Origin of the sequence: Tateyamaria armeniaca (assembly GCF_045797845.1) — a bacterium.
Taxonomy (GTDB): Bacteria; Pseudomonadota; Alphaproteobacteria; order Rhodobacterales; family Rhodobacteraceae; genus Tateyamaria; species Tateyamaria armeniaca.
On the sequence record NZ_JBHDIY010000002.1, the window covers coordinates 843566 to 861141 of the forward strand.

17 protein-coding genes are annotated in these 17576 nt (G+C 60.5%); 9 read left to right on the top strand and 8 right to left on the bottom strand.

Features of this window, described 5'->3' with window-relative positions:
- Window positions 1–111: 111 nt before the first annotated feature.
- From ACERZ8_RS04160 to ACERZ8_RS04170, 3 genes are read left to right on the top strand one after another with little or no spacing between them, the layout of a single operon-like run.
- Window positions 112–765 (top strand): histidine phosphatase family protein, encoded by a 654-nt coding sequence (locus tag ACERZ8_RS04160; protein ID WP_407590869.1) that lies wholly within the window; start codon window positions 112–114, stop codon window positions 763–765.
- An 11-nt stretch (window positions 766–776) separates the two neighbouring features.
- Window positions 777–1388 (top strand): glutathione S-transferase family protein, encoded by a 612-nt coding sequence (locus ACERZ8_RS04165; protein ID WP_407590870.1) that lies wholly within the window; start codon window positions 777–779, stop codon window positions 1386–1388.
- Window positions 1385–2440, top strand: a complete 1056-nt coding sequence (locus ACERZ8_RS04170; RefSeq protein WP_407590871.1) for a saccharopine dehydrogenase — start codon at window positions 1385–1387, stop codon at window positions 2438–2440. The genes ACERZ8_RS04165 and ACERZ8_RS04170 overlap by 4 nt, the downstream gene beginning before the upstream one ends.
- 48 nt (window positions 2441–2488) lie before the next feature.
- Here ACERZ8_RS04170 and ACERZ8_RS04175 read toward each other — a convergent pair whose 3' ends face one another.
- Together ACERZ8_RS04175 and ACERZ8_RS04180 are read right to left on the bottom strand one after the other, a co-directional pair.
- Window positions 2489–3145, bottom strand: a complete 657-nt coding sequence (locus tag ACERZ8_RS04175; protein ID WP_407590873.1) for a ChrR family anti-sigma-E factor — start codon at window positions 3143–3145, stop codon at window positions 2489–2491.
- Between the two features lie 8 nt (window positions 3146–3153).
- Window positions 3154–3702 carry a sigma-70 family RNA polymerase sigma factor gene (locus ACERZ8_RS04180; RefSeq protein WP_407590874.1) on the bottom strand — a complete coding sequence of 183 codons (549 nt, stop codon included), beginning with the start codon at window positions 3700–3702 and terminating at the stop codon, window positions 3154–3156.
- Window positions 3703–3908: 206 nt separating this feature from the next.
- Here ACERZ8_RS04180 and ACERZ8_RS04185 point away from each other — a divergent pair, with 206 nt between their 5' ends.
- Genes ACERZ8_RS04185 through ACERZ8_RS04210 form a run of 6 tightly spaced genes read left to right on the top strand, consistent with a single transcriptional unit; the run spans window position 3909 to window position 9187 of the window.
- Window positions 3909–5207, top strand: a complete 1299-nt coding sequence (locus ACERZ8_RS04185) for an NAD(P)/FAD-dependent oxidoreductase (protein ID WP_407590875.1) — start codon at window positions 3909–3911, stop codon at window positions 5205–5207.
- Window positions 5208–5966, top strand: a complete 759-nt coding sequence (locus ACERZ8_RS04190) for a DUF1365 domain-containing protein (RefSeq protein ID WP_407590876.1) — start codon at window positions 5208–5210, stop codon at window positions 5964–5966. It abuts the gene before it with no gap.
- Window positions 5963–7198 (top strand): MFS transporter, encoded by a 1236-nt coding sequence (locus tag ACERZ8_RS04195; protein WP_407590877.1) that lies wholly within the window; start codon window positions 5963–5965, stop codon window positions 7196–7198. The genes ACERZ8_RS04190 and ACERZ8_RS04195 overlap by 4 nt, the downstream gene beginning before the upstream one ends.
- Window position 7199: 1 nt before the next feature.
- Entirely contained in the window at window positions 7200–7781 is a 582-nt protein-coding gene (locus ACERZ8_RS04200) for a DUF3833 family protein (protein ID WP_407590878.1), read from the top strand.
- Entirely contained in the window at window positions 7778–8515 is a 738-nt protein-coding gene (locus ACERZ8_RS04205; RefSeq protein WP_407590879.1) for an SDR family NAD(P)-dependent oxidoreductase, read from the top strand. The genes ACERZ8_RS04200 and ACERZ8_RS04205 overlap by 4 nt, the downstream gene beginning before the upstream one ends.
- A 54-nt stretch (window positions 8516–8569) precedes the next feature.
- Window positions 8570–9187, top strand: coding sequence for an HD domain-containing protein (locus ACERZ8_RS04210; RefSeq protein WP_407590880.1), 618 nt, complete (start codon window positions 8570–8572; stop codon window positions 9185–9187).
- On the opposite strand, the gene ACERZ8_RS04215 is transcribed toward ACERZ8_RS04210, so the two are convergent.
- The 6 genes from ACERZ8_RS04215 to ACERZ8_RS04240 all read right to left on the bottom strand — a co-directional run bounded on the left by ACERZ8_RS04215 (window position 9184) and on the right by ACERZ8_RS04240 (window position 17546).
- Window positions 9184–10419 (bottom strand): DNA recombination protein RmuC, encoded by a 1236-nt coding sequence (locus tag ACERZ8_RS04215; protein ID WP_407590881.1) that lies wholly within the window; start codon window positions 10417–10419, stop codon window positions 9184–9186. The genes ACERZ8_RS04210 and ACERZ8_RS04215 overlap by 4 nt on opposite strands.
- Window positions 10416–12212: a DNA mismatch repair endonuclease MutL gene (gene mutL, locus ACERZ8_RS04220; protein WP_407590882.1), complete on the bottom strand. Its 1797-nt coding sequence runs from the start codon at window positions 12210–12212 to the stop codon at window positions 10416–10418. The genes ACERZ8_RS04215 and mutL overlap by 4 nt, the downstream gene beginning before the upstream one ends.
- Window positions 12213–12288: 76 nt before the next feature.
- Complete coding sequence (locus ACERZ8_RS04225) at window positions 12289–13497, bottom strand: urate hydroxylase PuuD (protein ID WP_407590883.1); 1209 nt, start codon at window positions 13495–13497, stop codon at window positions 12289–12291.
- 119 nt (window positions 13498–13616) lie between these two features.
- On the bottom strand, window positions 13617–14627 hold the full coding sequence (locus ACERZ8_RS04230) for a cytochrome d ubiquinol oxidase subunit II (RefSeq protein WP_407590884.1): 1011 nt from the start codon (window positions 14625–14627) through the stop codon (window positions 13617–13619).
- 4 nt (window positions 14628–14631) lie between these two features.
- Window positions 14632–16020: a cytochrome ubiquinol oxidase subunit I gene (locus tag ACERZ8_RS04235; protein ID WP_407590885.1), complete on the bottom strand. Its 1389-nt coding sequence runs from the start codon at window positions 16018–16020 to the stop codon at window positions 14632–14634.
- Window positions 16021–16226: 206 nt separating this feature from the next.
- Complete coding sequence (locus tag ACERZ8_RS04240) at window positions 16227–17546, bottom strand: uracil-xanthine permease family protein (protein WP_407590886.1); 1320 nt, start codon at window positions 17544–17546, stop codon at window positions 16227–16229.
- Window positions 17547–17576: the final 30 nt, after the last annotated feature.

Consider the following 17576-nt stretch of genomic DNA (forward strand, 5'->3'; position numbering starts at 1 on the left):
CCACATCGCGTCCATCTACTTTGATTTAAAAAGTCCCCGCCGGAGGCTCCTGCGCTTTCCACCACCGGGACGCTGCCCTAGAACAAGGCAAAGAATAAGCCAAAGGCACCAATGTCCCACATTACCCTTATCCGCCACGGTCAGGCCAATTCGCAGGCCACTGACGAAGCAAGCTATGATCAGCTCAGCACCCTTGGCCATCAACAGGCGGCGTGGCTTGGGGATCACCTGCGCGACACGCACCAACACCACCTGCGCCTGTACACAGGCACCCTGCGCCGTCACCGCGAAACAGCCGCCTCCATGGCGACCGGGCTTGATCCGGTCGAGGACGCACGGTTGAATGAACTGGAATACTTCACCCTAGCCGCGGCGCTGCGGGACGAACATGGTGTGCCAATCCCCTCTGAGCAAGCGCATTTCACCAAACATCTGCCGCGCGTTTTCGCAGCGTGGCAGGACGGCATCCTGCAGGGTGCGCCAGAATCGTTCCAAAGCTTTGAGACACGTGTGCGGGAGGCATTGCGCGAGATTGCGGCAGGCGACGGGCCTGCGCTGGTGGTCACGTCTGGCGGGTTGATCTCAATGGCGATGCGCCAGCATCTGGGGCTGACCATCGATGCGATGGCCAATGTGGCGCTCGCCATCATGAACACCTCCATCCACCGACTGCACCCCATCGGCGGGACGTGGGCGCCGGTGATGTTCAACGCGGTTCCACACCTCGAAGCGCCGGATCGCCACCACGCACAGACCCACGTTTGAAAGGGAGCCGGATGAAACTGTATTATGCCCCACGAACCATTTCCATTGCCGTTGCGATTGCGCTGAATGAGGCCGGGATCGACTACGAAACCCACAAACTGGACTTTGCAGCCGGTGAGCAGAACAGTGACGGCTATGCCGCCATCAACCCCAAGGGCCGCGTGCCCGCGCTGGAGCTGGATGGCACTATTCTGACAGAGACGGGGGCGCTTCTTGAGTACGTCGCGACGCTCGCGCCTGCCCTGATGCCCGCTGACGCGGTGGCGGCGGCACAGGCGCGCAGTGTGATGTACTACCTTGCCTCGACCATGCATGTGAACCACGCCCACAGGCTGCGCGGGCATCGATGGGCGGACAATGAGGCAAGCTGGGCCGACATGGCCGCCAAGGTGCCGCAAACCATGACCGACAGCGCTACCTTTATCGAAACGGAGTGTCTGGCTGGCCCGTTCGTGCTGGGCGACACCCTGTGCATCGCGGACATCTACCTGTTTGTCGTCTGCGGTTGGCTGGAAGGTGACGGCGTCGACCTTGCCCCATTCCCCAAACTGCGCGCCTTCATGGCCGCGATGGAGGAGCGGGCCAGCGTTCAGGCCGTGCGCGCCAACGGTATGCTGCCATGACCCACCTGTGGGTGCGCGCCGAACAGCGCGACAACGAAACCCGGGTGGGTCTGACGCCCGAAGGGGCTGGCAAGCTGATCGCCGCAGGCATCCAAGTCACGGTCGAAGACAGCCCGACCCGCTGCTTGCCTACCGCGCGTTACGCCGCCACCGGGGCGCAAATTGCAGGCCAGAACACGTGGCCGAGCGCGCCCAGCGATGCAATCATCTTTGGCCTCAAAGAGCTGCCAGAGGATGGCACGCCATTGCCACACCGCCACATCATGTTTGGCCACGCGTTCAAGGGGCAACCGGCGGGTCAGCGATTGTTGAGGCGGTTCAAGGACGGCGGGGGCGCCCTTTACGACCTCGAATACCTCGTGGACGCAGACAACCGACGCGTCGCCGCCTTTGGCTATTGGGCCGGGTATGCAGGTGCAGCGGTTGCCCTGAAATGCTGGATCGCCCAGCAAAAGGGGCAGGTTGCAGGCCCGGTCGCGCCCTACCCAAGCTCCAATCACCTACTCGCCGATCTGCAATCCGAACTTGTGGGCACCGGGTCACATCGCCCAAACGCACTGATCATTGGTGCCTTGGGACGCGTCGGTACAGGGGCGGCCGACCTGTGCACCGTGATGGGCGTCGCGACCACCCGCTGGGACATGGCCGAAACGGCGCATGGGGGCCCTTTCCCTGAGGTTCTGGCCCATGACATCTTTCTCAACTGCATACTCGCACGTCCCGGCACACCTGTGTTCGTCCCTGCAAATGCAACACATCAGCCGCGCCGCCTGAGCGTGATCGGAGATATCGCATGCGATCCGGACAGCGACTTTTCCCCGATCAAGGTCTATGACCGCACCACCACGTGGGACGCTCCAGCCCTGCGGGTGCACACGTCACCCGTTCTGGATGTCACAGCGATCGACAATTTGCCGTCGATGCTGCCGGTGGAATCCTCCGAAGATTACGCAGACCAACTGCTGCCCAGCCTACAGGCGCTTGGTGACCTCGACGCAGGGGTTTGGGGGCGGGCCAAGGCCACGTTTGATCAGGCCGTATCACAGACATGAAAAAGGCGGGGAAAATCCCCGCCTCTTACGCCTTATGTTTTGTGTAGGTCAGATACGCGCGAAGCGCTGTGCGATTTTTGGAATAAGCCCCTGGAATTGCAGCGGTGCGTCGGTCACGGCCAGGCAGATACAATCCTCGTGAATATCTGCCACCGGTGTGTGATGCATGTCACTGTCCGCAACCTCGACATCGCCTCGGGCGAAGTAATCGTCATCGTCCTGGAACGCGCCTTGTAAAACCAGCGTCATCTCCGTGCCGTGGTGACCATGATCGGGCATTGCCGCACCAGCAGGGATATACAACAGGCGGGCCGATGCGTCCCGCGACGTCGGCAAGATTGCCTGTTTCACACCCAGGCCGATGCTGCGCCATTTCACGCTGTCCAGGTCGCCGCCCACATAATCCTGCAAGGGACCGGGCAGGATGGAATCCGGCTTGCGCGACACAGATATTTCATCCACCGGGCCGCCTGCGATCAGCGCCATCGTTGCCGCAAAGCTGCCGGGCGCGAGGGCGATTTCGTTGGACGGTTCCTGTGCCAGAATTTCGCCACCGACCGCGTCGTAGCTTTCGACAACCGCGCGGCACACGTCACACATGGACACGTGGCTGGCCACCATCAGGTTGAACGCTTCGGGCAATGTGCCCGCCGCGTACCCCATCAGGATGTCTTCGGTCAGATGTTGTTTAATGTTCTGTTTCATCTCGCTCATCATTTCATTGCATGGCGCAAACGTTCCAGCGCCAGACGTATCCTACTTTTGATCGTGCCGAGGGGCAGACCGGTTTTCTCGGCGATTTCGCTGTGGGACATGTCCCCGAAATACGCCTGTTCTATCAGTTCTCTCTGGGGTGCTGGCAATTCTGCGATTGCCTGACCCAACTGTTCGCTTTCCTGTTGCAAGGCCATCACATCGGCCTGATCAGGTTCTTCTTCGGGACCCCAGGTCAATTCTTCCGGCTCGGGGCGGCGCTGCTTGCGCAGCACGTCGATCTTTCGGTTCCGCGCGATGGTGAAGATCCAGGTCGCCACCGAGGCCCGCGCGGGGTCAAACATATGTGCCTTGTGCCAGCACGTCGCCAACACCTCTTGTGCGCACTCTTCTGCCAGCGAGGCATCAGAGCCGGATTTGATCAAGAACCCTTTGACCCGGGGGGCAAAGTGTTCAAACAGTTCGGCAAAGGCCGCCTGATCCTGTGTGTCCCGGATGCGGATCATGTGGCTGACCCACAACATCCGCTTACCGTCATTGTCATTCATACGTGCAGGTCCTGTAGCAGCCCCCGGGACCATACCCATCGGCGGCTGTGCATCTGTCTGAGCCGTGTCTAAACCCGCATACATGAGAGGTCTACGACTGCTCTGTTCACTTGGATCAAAAAATAAATGTCTGGCGTTTCTTCATCCGTTTTGCGCACTGGGCCGTAGACACTAGCAATACTGAACTACAGGGACGCCCCAAAGATATGCCATTTGAAACTTCTGCCGCCATCCGCAAACGCATTGCAGTGATCGGAGGGGGCATTTCAGGGATGGGTGCGGCCCATATGCTGGCCACCGACCACAGTGTCACCCTGTTTGAATCCGAGCCCCGCCTTGGCGGCCATGCCCGCACCATCATGGCGGGCAAGAATGGCGATCAGCCCGTGGACACCGGGTTTTTGGTGTTCAACTACGCCAACTATCCGCACATGGCCGCCCTTTTCGACGAACTTGACGTCCCGGTGGTCAAATCGAACATGAGCTTCGGGGCCTCTATTGATGGCGGCAGGCTTGAATACGGCCTCGCGAGCCTTGATGCGCTGTTTGCCCAGCGCGCCAATGCGATCAATCCACGTTTCTTGGGCATGGTGCGCGACATTCTGCGGTTCAATCGCAATGCTTTGCGCGTGGCGAACGATGACCGGACGCGCACGCTTGGCCAGTTTCTGGATGTGCTGGGCACGGGCGCGTGGTTTCGCGATTACTACCTGTTGCCGCTCAGCGGCGCGATCTGGTCCACGCCCACTGAAAAGATCATGGATTTCCCGGCACATGCCATGATCCAGTTTTTTGAAAACCACGCACTGCTCAACACGACCGGCCAGCACCAGTGGTACACAGTAAAGGGCGGCTCCATCGAATATGTCCGTCGGCTTGAGGCTGCTATGCGCCGCAACGGCGTCGACATTCGTCTTGGTGCCCCAACCCAATCGGTGCGCCGCACGGAAACGGGCGCCGAGGTCAAAGCCTGGGGCGGTGAGTGGGAACACTTTGACGAGGTGATCCTTGCCACCCATTCCGACGACAGCCTGCGCCTTCTCTCTGATCCGACCGAGGCTGAGAGTGCGGCACTGGGAGCCGTCAAATACCAACCCAACGACGTCATTCTGCACCGTGATGAAAGCATCATGCCCAAACGCCGCCAGACATGGTCCAGCTGGGTCTATACCGAAGACGCAGGCGCACGGAGCGACCGGATTGACCTGACTTACTGGATCAATTCGCTCCAGCCTGTGCCGATGGACGATCCGCATTTCGTGACGCTGAACACCAAACGCACGATCCGGGATGAGTTGATCTATGACAAGACTGTGCTGCGCCACCCGGTCTATGATCTGGCGGCCCTGGCCGCACAGACCAGCGTGCGCGCGATGAACGGTGCCAACAAAACCTGGTTCTGCGGCGCATGGATGCGGCACGGGTTCCACGAGGATGGGTTGGCCAGCGCAGTCGATGTCGTGCGGGCGCTAAACCGGACTCCGACACTGCAGGTGGCTGCGTAAATGACCACAACGGTCGATCATATCTCGGGCGTGACCTATCACGGACGCAAGGGCGAGGTGACCAACGCCTTTCGCTACTCCGTGGACTACATGCTGTTGGATGCCGAGGCGACCGTTACAACGCCATCGCTATTTGCGCGCAATGGACGCGGTGTGATGGGACTGGACGATATCGACCACGGCGGCCCGCCCAAGGATGGGCGTGGCGCGCGATGGGTCCGGGATGTGCTTGAGGCCCATCAGGTCACCGGCGTCGCCCGCATCGAACTGCTGGCCCAACCCAAAGTGCTGGGACACGTGTTCAATCCGGTCAGCTTCTGGCTGTGTCGACGCAGCGACGAGGCGCTGATTGCCGTGATCGCCGAAGTCACGAACACGTTCGGGGACCGCCACAGCTATCTGGTGCATCACTCCGATCTGCGCCCCATTGAACCAGATGACCGCCTGCAAGCGACAAAGATCCTGCATGTGTCACCTTTCCAGCCGGTCGAGGGCGGGTACGAGTTTCGTTTCGACATCCGCGACGACCGTATCGGGATCTGGATCGACTATACCCGCGGCAATGGCGGTCTGGTCGCCACGTTGACCGGCAAGCGCGCCGCCCTGACCAACCGATCCATTCTGCACGCCTTGCTGCGTCGCCCCCTTGGCGCACGCCGTGTGCTGGCGCTGATCCACTGGCAGGCGCTCAAGCTGTGGATCAAGCGCGCCGTCTACCGTGCCCGCCCCTTGCCCCCCACGGACGAGGTGTCGCGTTGAGCAACACACAGCCCCATCGTTTGTCAGCTTATGCGGTTTTTGCCGCGCTGCTCGCCTCGGCGGGTCTGCCGATCTATATTCACGCGCCCAAATTCTACGTGGATGAATATGGCGTGTCGCTGGCAGCGCTCGGGGCCGTCCTGTTCGGTCTGCGCCTTCTGGACGTGGTGCAGGACCCGCTGTTTGGCCGCCTCAGCGAAGCATTGCGCAGCCGTCGGGGCCTTGGTGTGCTGATCGGCTGTTCAGTCATGGCGTTTTCGATGCTGGGCCTGTTTGCCGTCCCGCCACTGCTGCCCCTGTTGATCTGGTTCGCACTGATGCTGACGGGGGTGTTCTCTTCTTTCAGCTTTCTGACGATCAACTTTTACGCACAAGGCGTGGTCAAGGCCGACCGGTTGCCCGGCAACGGGCACCTGTCACTTGCGCGCTGGCGCGAAACCGGGGCGCTGCTTGGGGTCTGCGTTGCGGCAATTGCACCCGTCATGTTGGGCGGGATCATGGGCGCACCGTTCGCTGGGTTCGCGGTTGGCTTTTGCGTGCTGGCGCTCGCCGCCGTGGTGATGATGCGCGGTGAATGGGTCAGCGATGGCCTGCCGCCGTCCGTCGGGTTTCGTGCCGTTCTGGGCGACGCCCTTGCGCGCCGGCTTTTGTTGATTGCGCTGGTCAACGCGGCGCCCGTTGCGGTCAGCTCGACACTTTTCCTGTTCTTCGTGGAAAGCCGTCTGCTTGCCCCCGGCTTCGAAGGACCACTGCTGCTGCTGTTCTTCCTCAGCGCTGCGGTAGCGGCCCCTGTCTGGGGCAATCTGGCCGAACGCTACGGAACGAAACCCGTCCTGCTCAGCGCGATGGTGCTGGCCATCGCAGCCTTTGGCGGTGCGATGCAGTTGGGGCCCGGCGACTGGATCGCCTTTGCTGTCATCTGCGTTCTGTCCGGCGCCACTTTGGGCGCGGACCTGACCCTGCTGCCGGCCGTCTTTGCCAACCGCATGGCCCGGATCAGCCCCTCGGCCGCCGAAGGGTTCGGCCTGTGGTCGTTTGTATCGAAATTCACGCTGGCTTTTGCCGCTGTCACCCTGCTTCCGCTTCTGGAAAATGCCGGGTTTGACAGTGGGGCAGCCAGCAACACGCCCGAAGCGCTCGCGCTTCTCACGCTGCTGTATGCAGCTGTGCCTTGTGGCCTCAAGCTTGTCGCCATCCTTTTGCTGGCGACAACAGATCTGAAGGAGACGTGACATGGACGGACTGATCTATGCGCTGATCGGCGCAGGAGTCATAATTGCACTGAATTGGGCATGGACCCGTTATGCCGGGTTTCTCGCGCAAGCCCCCGAAGACTACGCCGAGGATGGAACGGTGTTTGACATCCGCACCCACCTGAACGGGCCAATCATCTGCGAGGGCGTCATTTATGGTCCCACAGGGCGCGTGTCATCGCGGTTCGTAGGTGAATTTGACTGCCGTTGGGATGGCAACCGCGGCGTGATGGATGAACATTTTCGCTATTGCGACGGATCAGAACAGGCCCGCAAGTGGGACCTGACCATCGGCAATGACGGGCGCATCCGGGCCCTTGCCGATGATGTCGAGGGCGAAGGCACGGGCCAGCAGGCCGGAAACGCGGTGCAACTGAAGTATCGTTTCATCCTGCCGGAAAAATCCGGCGGTCACGTGCTGGACACTGTGGACTGGATGTATCTGGCCCCGAATGGAACCATTGTGAACCGGTCACAGTTTCGCAAGTACGGGGTGAAGGTGGCTGAACTGGTCGCAACAATGCGCCCCGCCCCGGCAGCAGAACTGAAAGAAGCAGCATGAGCGATACAAATTTGCACGGTAAACGGTATTGGCTGGTTGGCGGTGGTGACGGTCTGGGCAAGGCCCTTGCCCATCACATGAGCCGTGCCGGCATCGAGGTCATCGTTTCGTCGCGCAGCGAAGACAAGCTTGCCGCTCTGGTCGAGGAACTGCCGGGCAAGGCATCCTATCAGACGGTGGACATCGCGGACGATGACAGCGTCAAAGCAGCGGCAGAGGCAATTGGTGAGATTGACGGCGTGGTCTTGCTGGCCGGTGTCTACTGGCCCTTTTCGGCGCAAAAGTGGGATGCCGAACAGGCCACAGCGATGGCGAATATCAACTTCACGGGGTTCATGCGTGTTCTGGGTCAGGTCGTTCCGAAATTCGTGGAACGAGACGCGGGCCACATCGTGATCACCTCGTCCCTGACGGGATTCCGTGGGCTGCCCGGCTCCATCGGGTACACCGCATCCAAGGCTGCCACGATGTCGCTGGCCGAATGCATGTATGCAGACCTTCACAAGAGCGGCGTGCGAGTGCAGGTGGCAAACCCGGGGTTCATCAAGACCCAACTGACCGAAAAGAACGACTTCAAGATGCCGTTTATCATGGAGCCCGAAGACGCCGCGCGTGAAATGTTCGAGTTGATGCTGACAGATCAGTTCAAAAAGAGTTTCCCGACTTTCTTCTCACTCTTGTTTCGCGGTTCGCAGTTCTTGCCCGACTGGCTCTATTATCGCATCTTCGCCTGATCACGTGCCGCATGGCTGAACGACGCCCATGCCCGCACCACGGAGGGTTCGCAGATGGATCAGGTCAAGTTCACAGCCATGAAAGACGGCGATCGCGAAGACTATGCGTTTTTGACAGAGCATGAGGTCGCGTTCACCAAAGGCACGGCAGATCGGCTGATGACTGCCCTTGAGACACTGGATGAAGGGCTGTCGGGCTATAAGGTCACGCGGCTTGGGCACTCGCTGCAGTCAGCAACGCGCGCGTGGCGCGATGGGGCGGATACGGATTGGCTGGTGTCCACCCTTTTGCACGATATCGGCGACATCTTTGCACCATTCAACCACGACGAATACGCCGCCAGCATCCTCAAACCTTTTGTGCGCGGACAATGCACATGGGTGGTGGAAAAGCACGGCGATTTTCAGATGATCTATTACGGCGAACATGTTGGCGCGAACCCACACAAAAGGGACGCTTACGCAGGCCATCGCTATTTCGATGATTGCGCCACGTTTTGCGAACGCTGGGATCAGGCGAGCTTTGATCCGGCCTACGACACCCTGACACTCGATCACTTCCGCCCGCTGGTGCGCGAGGTGTTCGCGCGCGCACCTTACGATCCGGCGGTTATACGACCCGGTGCGCGTGAGCCGTTGGTCGATGCAAGTGTCGCCGCGACGCGCGCCTAGCTGTCCGGCGCTTGCAGCGGCACGACGTTCTGCGGTGTTTCCTCAATCTCTTCAAAATCAAAGTTGTCGAGGCGGTTGGCACGTTTGCCTGCCTTGTCTGCGCTGATCTTGATCTCTTCGATGTCCTTTGAGGCTTGCGAGAAGTGGCGGTCAAGGTTGCCGACACGATTGCCCAGCCGGTCCACATCTTGCACCAGCATGGACAGTTCCTTGCGGATCGCACCCGCCTGTTCGCGCATCCGCGCGTCCTTGAGGATGGCGCGCATGGTGTTCAGAGTGGCCATGCAAGTGGTGGGTGAGACGATCCAGACCCGCTTGTCGAACCCCTCGCGCACAAGGTCGGGGAAGTTTGCGTGCAATTCGGCATAGACGGCTTCGGACGGCAAAAACATCAACGCGCCGTCGGCGGTTTCACCCTCGATGATGTATTTGTCCGAAATATCCCCGATGTGCTTTTTCACCGCCACCTTCATCTGCGCCACCGCCGCCTTCAGCGCGTGATCCGTGTCGGCAGCGCGCAGGGCCTCGTAGGCCTCGAGGGGGAATTTACTGTCGATCACGATGGGGCCGGGCGGGTTGGGCAGGTCAATCAGGCAATCCGCCCGCTTTCCGTTGCTAAGAGTGTGCTGCAAGGCGTAGCTGTCGCTGGGCAGCGCCTTGGACACGATGTCGCGCAGCTGGATTTCGCCAAACGCACCGCGCGTCTGTTTGTTGGACAGGATGTCCTGCAGGGACAGCACGTCGCCGCTGAGCTTGGTGATATTGTCCTGTGCCTTGTCGATAGCAGCGAGCCGTTCCTGCAACTGCGTCAGGCTGGTTGTGGTCTGCTTGGACGACCCGTGCAGCGTTTCCTTCATCCGTTCCTGCATTTCGGTCAGGCCGCGCTGGCTGCGCATCGCGTTGTCGGCCAGCCGGTCCTGCATCTGCTGCTGCACATGGGCGAGGCGCTGTTCGATGGTTTGCGCCAGTTGCGCCTGCCCGGTGGTCGAGGTGTCCGATACCGTCTGGATCGAGGCGCGCAAGCCCTCCTGCCCTTGCGCCAAACCTTGCACGTGCTGGCCAAGATAGCCAAGTTGCTGAGCCAGTGGCTCGGTTGCGCGGGCCGAGCGGGAGGCGACGCGCAATGCGGCGATCAGCAACGCAACGATCAACAGGGCCACACCTGCGCTGATCAATCCGGCCAGAACGAGCGGGTCGCTTGTGTCAATTGTCATGTCACCGATCTGGATCATGTGCGCCCGAACAGCCGTTCGATATCGGCCAGTTTGAGTTCGACGTAAGTGGGCCGCCCGTGGTTGCATTGGCCGGAATGGGGCGTCGCCTCCATCTCGCGCAAGAGCGCATTCATCTCTTCGGCCCGCATGCGACGGCCCGAACGGATAGAACCATGGCATGCAACGCGGGACAGGATCGCCTCAACCCGCGCCTGCACCGACTGGCTGGACCCAAGATCCGAGAGTTCGTCGAGGATGTCGTGGATCATCGCCTTGGCGTCGACTTCACCCAGAATGGCAGGTGTCTCGCGCACCGCAATTGCATCCCCGCCAAAAGGTTCAATGCCAAGCCCGGCACGTGACAACGCCTCGGCAATTTCCATCAGCCCGTCACGTTCAGCGGGAGACAAGGTTATGATTTCCGGAATCAGCAGGGCCTGCGCGGCGACGCCATTTTCGGCCATCTGGTTTTTCAGTTTTTCATATACCAGCCGTTCGTGCGCCGCGTGCTGATCCACGATCACCATGCCACTGGCGGTTTGCGCCACGATGTAATTTTCGTGCACCTGCCCGCGCGCCACGCCCAATGGCAAATCGGTTTCGTCGGCCTCGGCCGGTGTTTCAACGACCTGTGCGCTGAAATCCCGGGTCATCTCGGCAAACCCGGTCGAGGGGCGCGGGCCCAGACTGGGGCGGTCCATCTGGTAGATGCGCGGCTGCATCGGCTCGGGCTGCATCGCGCCCAGTGTGGCACTGGCAACGGTGGACGACGCGCGGTGTCCTGCATCGGCCAGCGCATGACGCAGTCCCGACACGATCAGCCCGCGGGCAAGGCCGGGATCGCGAAAGCGCACTTCGGACTTGGCCGGGTGCACATTCACATCGACCAGTTGCGGGTCGCAATCGACAAACAGCGCCGCCGCCGGGTGACGATCCCGGCTGAGGAAATCGAAATAGGCGGCGCGCAAGGCCCCGGTCAGCAGCTTGTCCTTGACGGGTCGCCCGTTCACGAACAGGAACTGCGCCACCGCCGCGCCCCGCGAATAGGTCGGCAAGGCGGCATAGCCGGTCAGGTGCAGCCCCTCGCGTTCCGTGTCGATGGCAATGCTGTTTTCCGCAAACTCGGCACCCAGCACATCCGACAGTCGCGCGCGCAAGGCAGACATGGGATCACGTGTCTGCGCCTCCGCCCGGAACACGGTGCGCGGGTCGCCCGAGACGTCACGCAATTCAAAACGGATGAACGGTTCGGCCATCGCCAAACGCTTGACCACATCGGTGATCGCCTGCGCCTCGGCCCGGTCGGTGCGCAGGAATTTAAGGCGCGCGGGTGTCGCATAGAACAGATCACGCAAGGTGATGACGGTGCCGGAATTGAGCGCGGCCGGTTTCACCGCAGACGTCTCACCACCCGCGACGGTGATCTCGGCGGCCGCTTCACCCGGTACGCGGCTGGTGATCGTCAGGCGGCCCACGGCCCCGAGGCTGGGCAGGGCCTCGCCTCGAAACCCGAACGTGTGGATGTTGAGCAGGTCAGATCCGTCGATTTTGGACGTGGCGTGGCGAGACAGAGCCAGAGGCAAATCCGACGGTGCAATGCCGCAGCCATCATCCGTGACCCGGATCAGGATTTTACCGCCGCCCGACACGTCGATGCCAATCCGTCTGGCCCCGGCATCTATTGCGTTTTCAACAAGTTCCTTGACCGCAGACGCGGGCCGCTCGACGACTTCGCCCGCCGCGATGCGGTTGACGGCAGCACTGTCGAGTTGGCGGATCACAGGACGTATGTTGGGGGTCTGATCGTTCATGCCACAAGACTTAGCATGCCGGGCTCCGATTCGACCACACCTTGCGGCGGGGCGGACGACACGTCCGCCTTACGGATCAGCGGCTGATCGCGGTGCGATACCACGCAACGATAGCCTGCCGCTCATCCTCTTCCATATAGCTCAGATTGGCCGGGGGCATTGCGTGGCTGATCCCGGATTGCAGATATACGGCGCGGGCATTTCGGGTCAGATCCGCCTCGGTTTCGAGCGCGACACCCTTGGGCGCCCACAGCAGCCCCGCCCAAACCGGTTCGGCGGCATGGCACATGCTGCACCGGCCCAGAACGATATCGTGGACCTCTTCGAACCCGTCAGCTTGAGCAAAGCGCGTGACCAACTGCGCCTCCCGCTCGGGGCTGGGCGCGACACTCAGCCAGATGATGGCGATGAAGATCAGGGCCGTCGCCCCCCATGTCCAATGCGGATTTTCGGCGCGCGCGTGATGGGTGTTGAACCAGTGCCGGATCGTGACCCCCATCAGAAAGACGAGGCTGGCGATGATCCAGTTGTACTCGCTCGCAAATGACAGCGGGTAGTGGTTGGACAGCATCAGGAAGATCACCGGCAGGGTCAGGTAATTGTTGTGGGTCGAACGCTGTTTGGCGATCTTGCCGTATTTCGCGTCCGGCGTGCGCCCTGCCATCAGGTCGGCGACAACGATTTTCTGGTTCGGGATGATCACAAAAAACACGTTGCCGGACATGATCGTGGCGGTGAACGCGCCCAGATGCAGCAGTGCGGCGCGACCCGTGAACACCTGCGTGTAAAACCACGCCATCGCAACCAACACGGCAAACAGCGCGACCATCAGCGTGGTCTGGTTCGCATTGACAAAGACGTTGCACAACTGCGTGTAGACGAGCCAGCCAAAGGCCAGGGACGCAAGCGAGATGCCAACGGCCTGCCATGGGGCGAGGTCCATCACATTGGGATCGATCAGGTAGAACTCAGCCCCGAGGTAATAGACCAGCACCAGCAGGACAAAGCCGCTGATCCATGTCCAATAGCTTTGCCATTTGTGCCAGATCAGCCCATCCGGCATGCCAGCAGGGGCCACGAGGTATTTCTGGATGTGGTAAAAACCACCACCATGCACCTGCCATTCCTCGCCATCCGCGCCGCTTTTGAGATTGCGGTCGCGGTGCAGACCCAGATCAAGCGCGATGAAATAAAACGACGACCCGATCCACGCGATGGCGGTGATCACATGCAACCATCGCACGGCGAATTCCGCCCATGCGCCCATTGCGGCCAAGTCATACATCTGCGGCGTCCCCTTGTTTCGACACCGAGAATAGACAGGGCCACAGGGATGCGAAAGGGAGGAAGGGGCTCTGCGCCCTGCCTTCCACCTCCCTCGTGGTATTTTTGGTCAGAAGAAGCCTAGTCGTAGCGCAGCTCGGCCGCCTTGCCCTTGAAGATCGTGTAAGCCAATGCCGTGTAACCCGCGATCATCGGCAACACGAAGACGGTTCCAACCAGGATGATGAACAGGCTTTCCGGTGCACTTGCCGCCTCGTAAATCGTGAGCTTTTCGGGCACGACGTAGGGGTAGAAGGAGTAGGCCAGCCCGCCGAAGGCGAGAACGAACAGGGCGATAGCATAAAGGAAGGGCGTGCGCGCGCCTGCATCCGTCGCGTTGGGAAGCCGTTGCAATGATCGCCAAAGAAGCCAGACCAGCAGCCCCGACAGGATCGGCATCGGTGCAAGCAGAATGATTTCGGGAAAGGTGAACCATTTGTCAAAGATCCGCGTGCTGACCAAAGGTGTGGCCAGTGATACGGCGCCAAGCCCAAGGACAAGCCCCCAGATGCCGCCCTTGGCCCAGTCCACGGCCTTGGACTGCAATGTGTATTCCGTTTTCAGGATCAACCAGCAGGCGCCGATGAACGAGTAGGCCACGGTGAGGAACACAGCTGTGATCATTGCGAAAACCCACGTGCCCAGAGTGCTTTCCAGCCCCATCACGTATTTGCCCAGCATGAAGCCCTGTGCAAGCGATGTCATGAGCGAGCCTGCAAAGAACAGCCAATTCCACGTGGCCTTGTGCGGCGTTGGGGCCTTGACCCGGAATTCAAACGCCACACCGCGGAGGATCAACCCAATCAGCATGATCGCGACGGGCAGGTAAAGCGCCGTCAGGATCGTGCCATGCGCCGAGGGAAAGGCCACCAGCAGCAAGCCGATGGCCAGAACCAGCCAGGTTTCATTCGCATCCCAGAACGGGCCGATCGATGCAACCATCATGTCCTTTTCGTCATCCGAAGCGAAGGGGAACAGAACCCCGACGCCCAGATCGAACCCGTCAAGCACGACGTAAACAAGGATCGACACGCCCATGAGCGCTGCGAAGGTAAACGGCAGCCATTGTGCCGGATCGCCAAATAGCTCCATGTCTTTACTCCGCAGGGACGGTGCGTGTGATCGCCTCGCCCGATTGAGGGGTGCGACGACGCGGAACGTCACCATGTGCCGCCTTGCGTGCGAGGTAAAACAGCACGCCGACATAGGCCGCAAGCAACAGGGCATAGATCGCAAGATAGGTCGTCAGCGTGATGGCCACAAAGGGTGCGGGCACGTCAGCCACCGCCATTTCGGTCGTCATCACACCCTGCACCAGCCAAGGCTGGCGTCCGATTTCGGTGGTGTACCAGCCCGCAAGCGTGGCTACCCAGCCCGAAAAGGCCATGGGCACCATGGCCAGCGTCATCAGCTTGGGCAGGCCGTCCGGTCCACGCCCCTTGCGCAGCATCAGGAAGGCCGCACTCCAACTGAGGAACAGCATCGCAAATCCGGTGCCCACCATAATGCGGAACGACCAGAACACGGGCGCCACAGGCGGGTGCGACACCTCGCCATCTTCGGTCACAAAATCATTCAGACCGGGCACGACGCCTTCGGCTTTGTGCTTGAGGATCAGCGAGGCCCCATTGGGAATGCCGACTTCAAACCTGTTCTCGCGCGCTTCTTCATCCGGCAGCGCAAAAAGCAGCAGCGGCACATTCGGCCCGGTTTCCCAGTTGCCTTCCATTGCCGCTACTTTCTGCGGCTGGTGTTCAAGGGTGTTCAGACCGTGCAAATCACCCATGAGGATCTGCAGCGGGATCAGCAATGCACCAAGGTAGACACCGGTTTTCAGCGTCACGCGCACCCCGTCCGAACGATCCCCCAGCAGCCAGCGGAACGCGCTGAAACCTGCCACAAGGAAAGCCACGGTCAGGCCCGAGGCCAGCAACATATGGGTGAAACGGTAAGGCATCGACGGGTTGAAGATGATCGCCATCCAATCCGTGGCAAAGGCGACGCCATCGCGCATTTCGTACCCTTGCGGTGTGTGCATCCAGCTGTTCAGCACGATGATCCAGAACGCCGACATGGTCGTCCCGAATGCCACAAGGAAGGTCGCCGTGGTGTGCAGCCAGCTTGGCACCCGGGAAAAGCCGAACAGCATGATGCCAAGGAACACCGCCTCAAGGAAAAAGGCGGTCAGCACCTCGTAGGCCAGCAAGGGGCCTGCGATATTGCCGACGGTTTCCATGAATCCGGGCCAGTTTGTCCCGAACTGGAAGGACATGGTGATGCCCGACACAACGCCCATCGCAAAGGACAGGGCAAAGACCTTGACCCAAAAGCGGTACGCTTCCATCCATTTGCCGTCGCCTGTCGCGTTAAAGCGCAATTTGAAGAACAAAAGCACCCAGCCCAAGGCGATCGTGATCGTCGGGAACAGGATGTGGAACGAAATGTTCGCTCCAAATTGAATGCGGGACAGCATTAGGGTGTCCATTTGAGCCTCCGGTGGTCAAAAGCTTCGATTATTGATGTCTTGACGCTCATGTAGGCCGCAAATCCCTAATAACATCATTGGTGCGACAGCATGCACAGCTTCAAAGGATGGGCGTATTGTCGCGGGCATTGAAATTTTTCGGCTGCAGGACGCAAAAAGCGAAGGCGCGTGCCTCCGCTTTCCGTTTTTGCGTGTCTGGATGGCTGCTAGACTTCGTCGGGCAGCAGCAGATTGAGGGCTATGGCGACAGCCGCAGTCGGGGCCACAGCGGACGTCATCAGCGTCTTGACCACACCCGGCAGATACTGGACCGCAGTCGGCACGAGGTTGAGGCCCAGACCGGCGGCGAGAGACACCGCAATGATCACCATGTTGCGCCGGTTCATGTTGACCTCGCTCAGCACGTTGAGGCCCGCAGCGGCCACCATGCCGAACATCACGATCACACCGCCGCCCAGAACGGGCAAAGGCATCGACGCGATGACAGCGCCGACTTTGGGCAAAAGCCCGCACAGGATCAGGAACAAGGCACCGATGGTCACGACATGGCGCGACATGATGCCGGTCATGCCGACAATCCCTACGTTCTGGCTGAACGACGTGTTGGGCAGCCCGCCGAACACGGCCGCCACCGCAGTGCCAAGACCGTCAGCATAGGTCGCGCCCGCAATCTCCTTGTCGGTCGCCTCGCGCCCGGCGCCTGCCTTGGTCGTGGCCGACGCATCGCCGACCGTTTCAATGGCCGACACGATGCTGACCAGCGTCACGGCAATGACTGCGCCAAGGCTGAATTCGAAACCGTAAGGCAGCGGCTGGGGCGTCATAAACAGCGACGCATTGGTCACGGCGCTGAAGTTCACCATGCCAAAGGCGATGGCCAGCAGATAGCCAACCACCAGCCCAATCAGGATCGCCGCGTTTGAAATGATCCCCTTGGTAAAGAATTTGAGCACAAGGGCCACAACCACAACGCTCAGCGCAACTGACCAGTGCATGAGAGAGCCGAAACTTTCAGCCTCCATCTGGAAGGTTGCTGCCCCGCCTGCGGCGTACTTGATCGCCACAGGGATCAGGTAAAGGCCGATGGCAAGGATCACGAGGCCGGTGATCAGGGGCGGAAAGAGAAAACGCAGATGCTGGATGACCGAGCCGAGGAAAAAGTGGATGACCCCGCCGATCAGACAGGCGGTAAGCGCGACGCTCAGCCCTTGTGTCGCGGCAATCCCTGCCAGCACACCCACAAAGGCAAAGCTGGTGCCTTGCATGATTGGCAAACGCGCGCCGATGGGCCCCAATCCGATGGTCTGGAACAGCGTCGCGATACCGGCAAACAGCATGGCCATCTGGATAAGATAGACCTGTTCCGGTCCGCCAAAGGCAAGTCCCGCCGCCCCGGCCACGATGATCGAGGGCGTCACGTTTGAGGCAAACATCGCCAGCACGTGTTGTAGCCCAAGGGGCACAGCTTCGATAAGGGGTGGCGTTTCGTTCGGGTCCGAATACACCCCGTCGGTCATGTCAGTCATAGATTTGTCCCTGGTTCAGGCCGTCTTGAT

Coding starts and splice junctions, on each gene's coding strand:
- ACERZ8_RS04160 (WP_407590869.1), top strand. CDS start 112: ATGTCCCACATTACCCTTATCCGCCACGGTCAGGCCAATTCGCAGGCC.
- ACERZ8_RS04165 (WP_407590870.1), top strand. CDS start 777: ATGAAACTGTATTATGCCCCACGAACCATTTCCATTGCCGTTGCGATT.
- ACERZ8_RS04170 (WP_407590871.1), top strand. CDS start 1,385: ATGACCCACCTGTGGGTGCGCGCCGAACAGCGCGACAACGAAACCCGG.
- ACERZ8_RS04175 (WP_407590873.1), bottom strand. CDS start 3,145: ATGAAACAGAACATTAAACAACATCTGACCGAAGACATCCTGATGGGG.
- ACERZ8_RS04180 (WP_407590874.1), bottom strand. CDS start 3,702: ATGAATGACAATGACGGTAAGCGGATGTTGTGGGTCAGCCACATGATC.
- ACERZ8_RS04185 (WP_407590875.1), top strand. CDS start 3,909: ATGCCATTTGAAACTTCTGCCGCCATCCGCAAACGCATTGCAGTGATC.
- ACERZ8_RS04190 (WP_407590876.1), top strand. CDS start 5,208: ATGACCACAACGGTCGATCATATCTCGGGCGTGACCTATCACGGACGC.
- ACERZ8_RS04200 (WP_407590878.1), top strand. CDS start 7,200: ATGGACGGACTGATCTATGCGCTGATCGGCGCAGGAGTCATAATTGCA.
- ACERZ8_RS04205 (WP_407590879.1), top strand. CDS start 7,778: ATGAGCGATACAAATTTGCACGGTAAACGGTATTGGCTGGTTGGCGGT.
- ACERZ8_RS04210 (WP_407590880.1), top strand. CDS start 8,570: ATGGATCAGGTCAAGTTCACAGCCATGAAAGACGGCGATCGCGAAGAC.
- ACERZ8_RS04215 (WP_407590881.1), bottom strand. CDS start 10,419: ATGATCCAGATCGGTGACATGACAATTGACACAAGCGACCCGCTCGTT.
- mutL (WP_407590882.1), bottom strand. CDS start 12,212: ATGAACGATCAGACCCCCAACATACGTCCTGTGATCCGCCAACTCGAC.
- ACERZ8_RS04225 (WP_407590883.1), bottom strand. CDS start 13,497: ATGTATGACTTGGCCGCAATGGGCGCATGGGCGGAATTCGCCGTGCGA.
- ACERZ8_RS04230 (WP_407590884.1), bottom strand. CDS start 14,627: ATGGAGCTATTTGGCGATCCGGCACAATGGCTGCCGTTTACCTTCGCA.
- ACERZ8_RS04235 (WP_407590885.1), bottom strand. CDS start 16,020: ATGGACACCCTAATGCTGTCCCGCATTCAATTTGGAGCGAACATTTCG.
- ACERZ8_RS04240 (WP_407590886.1), bottom strand. CDS start 17,546: ATGACTGACATGACCGACGGGGTGTATTCGGACCCGAACGAAACGCCA.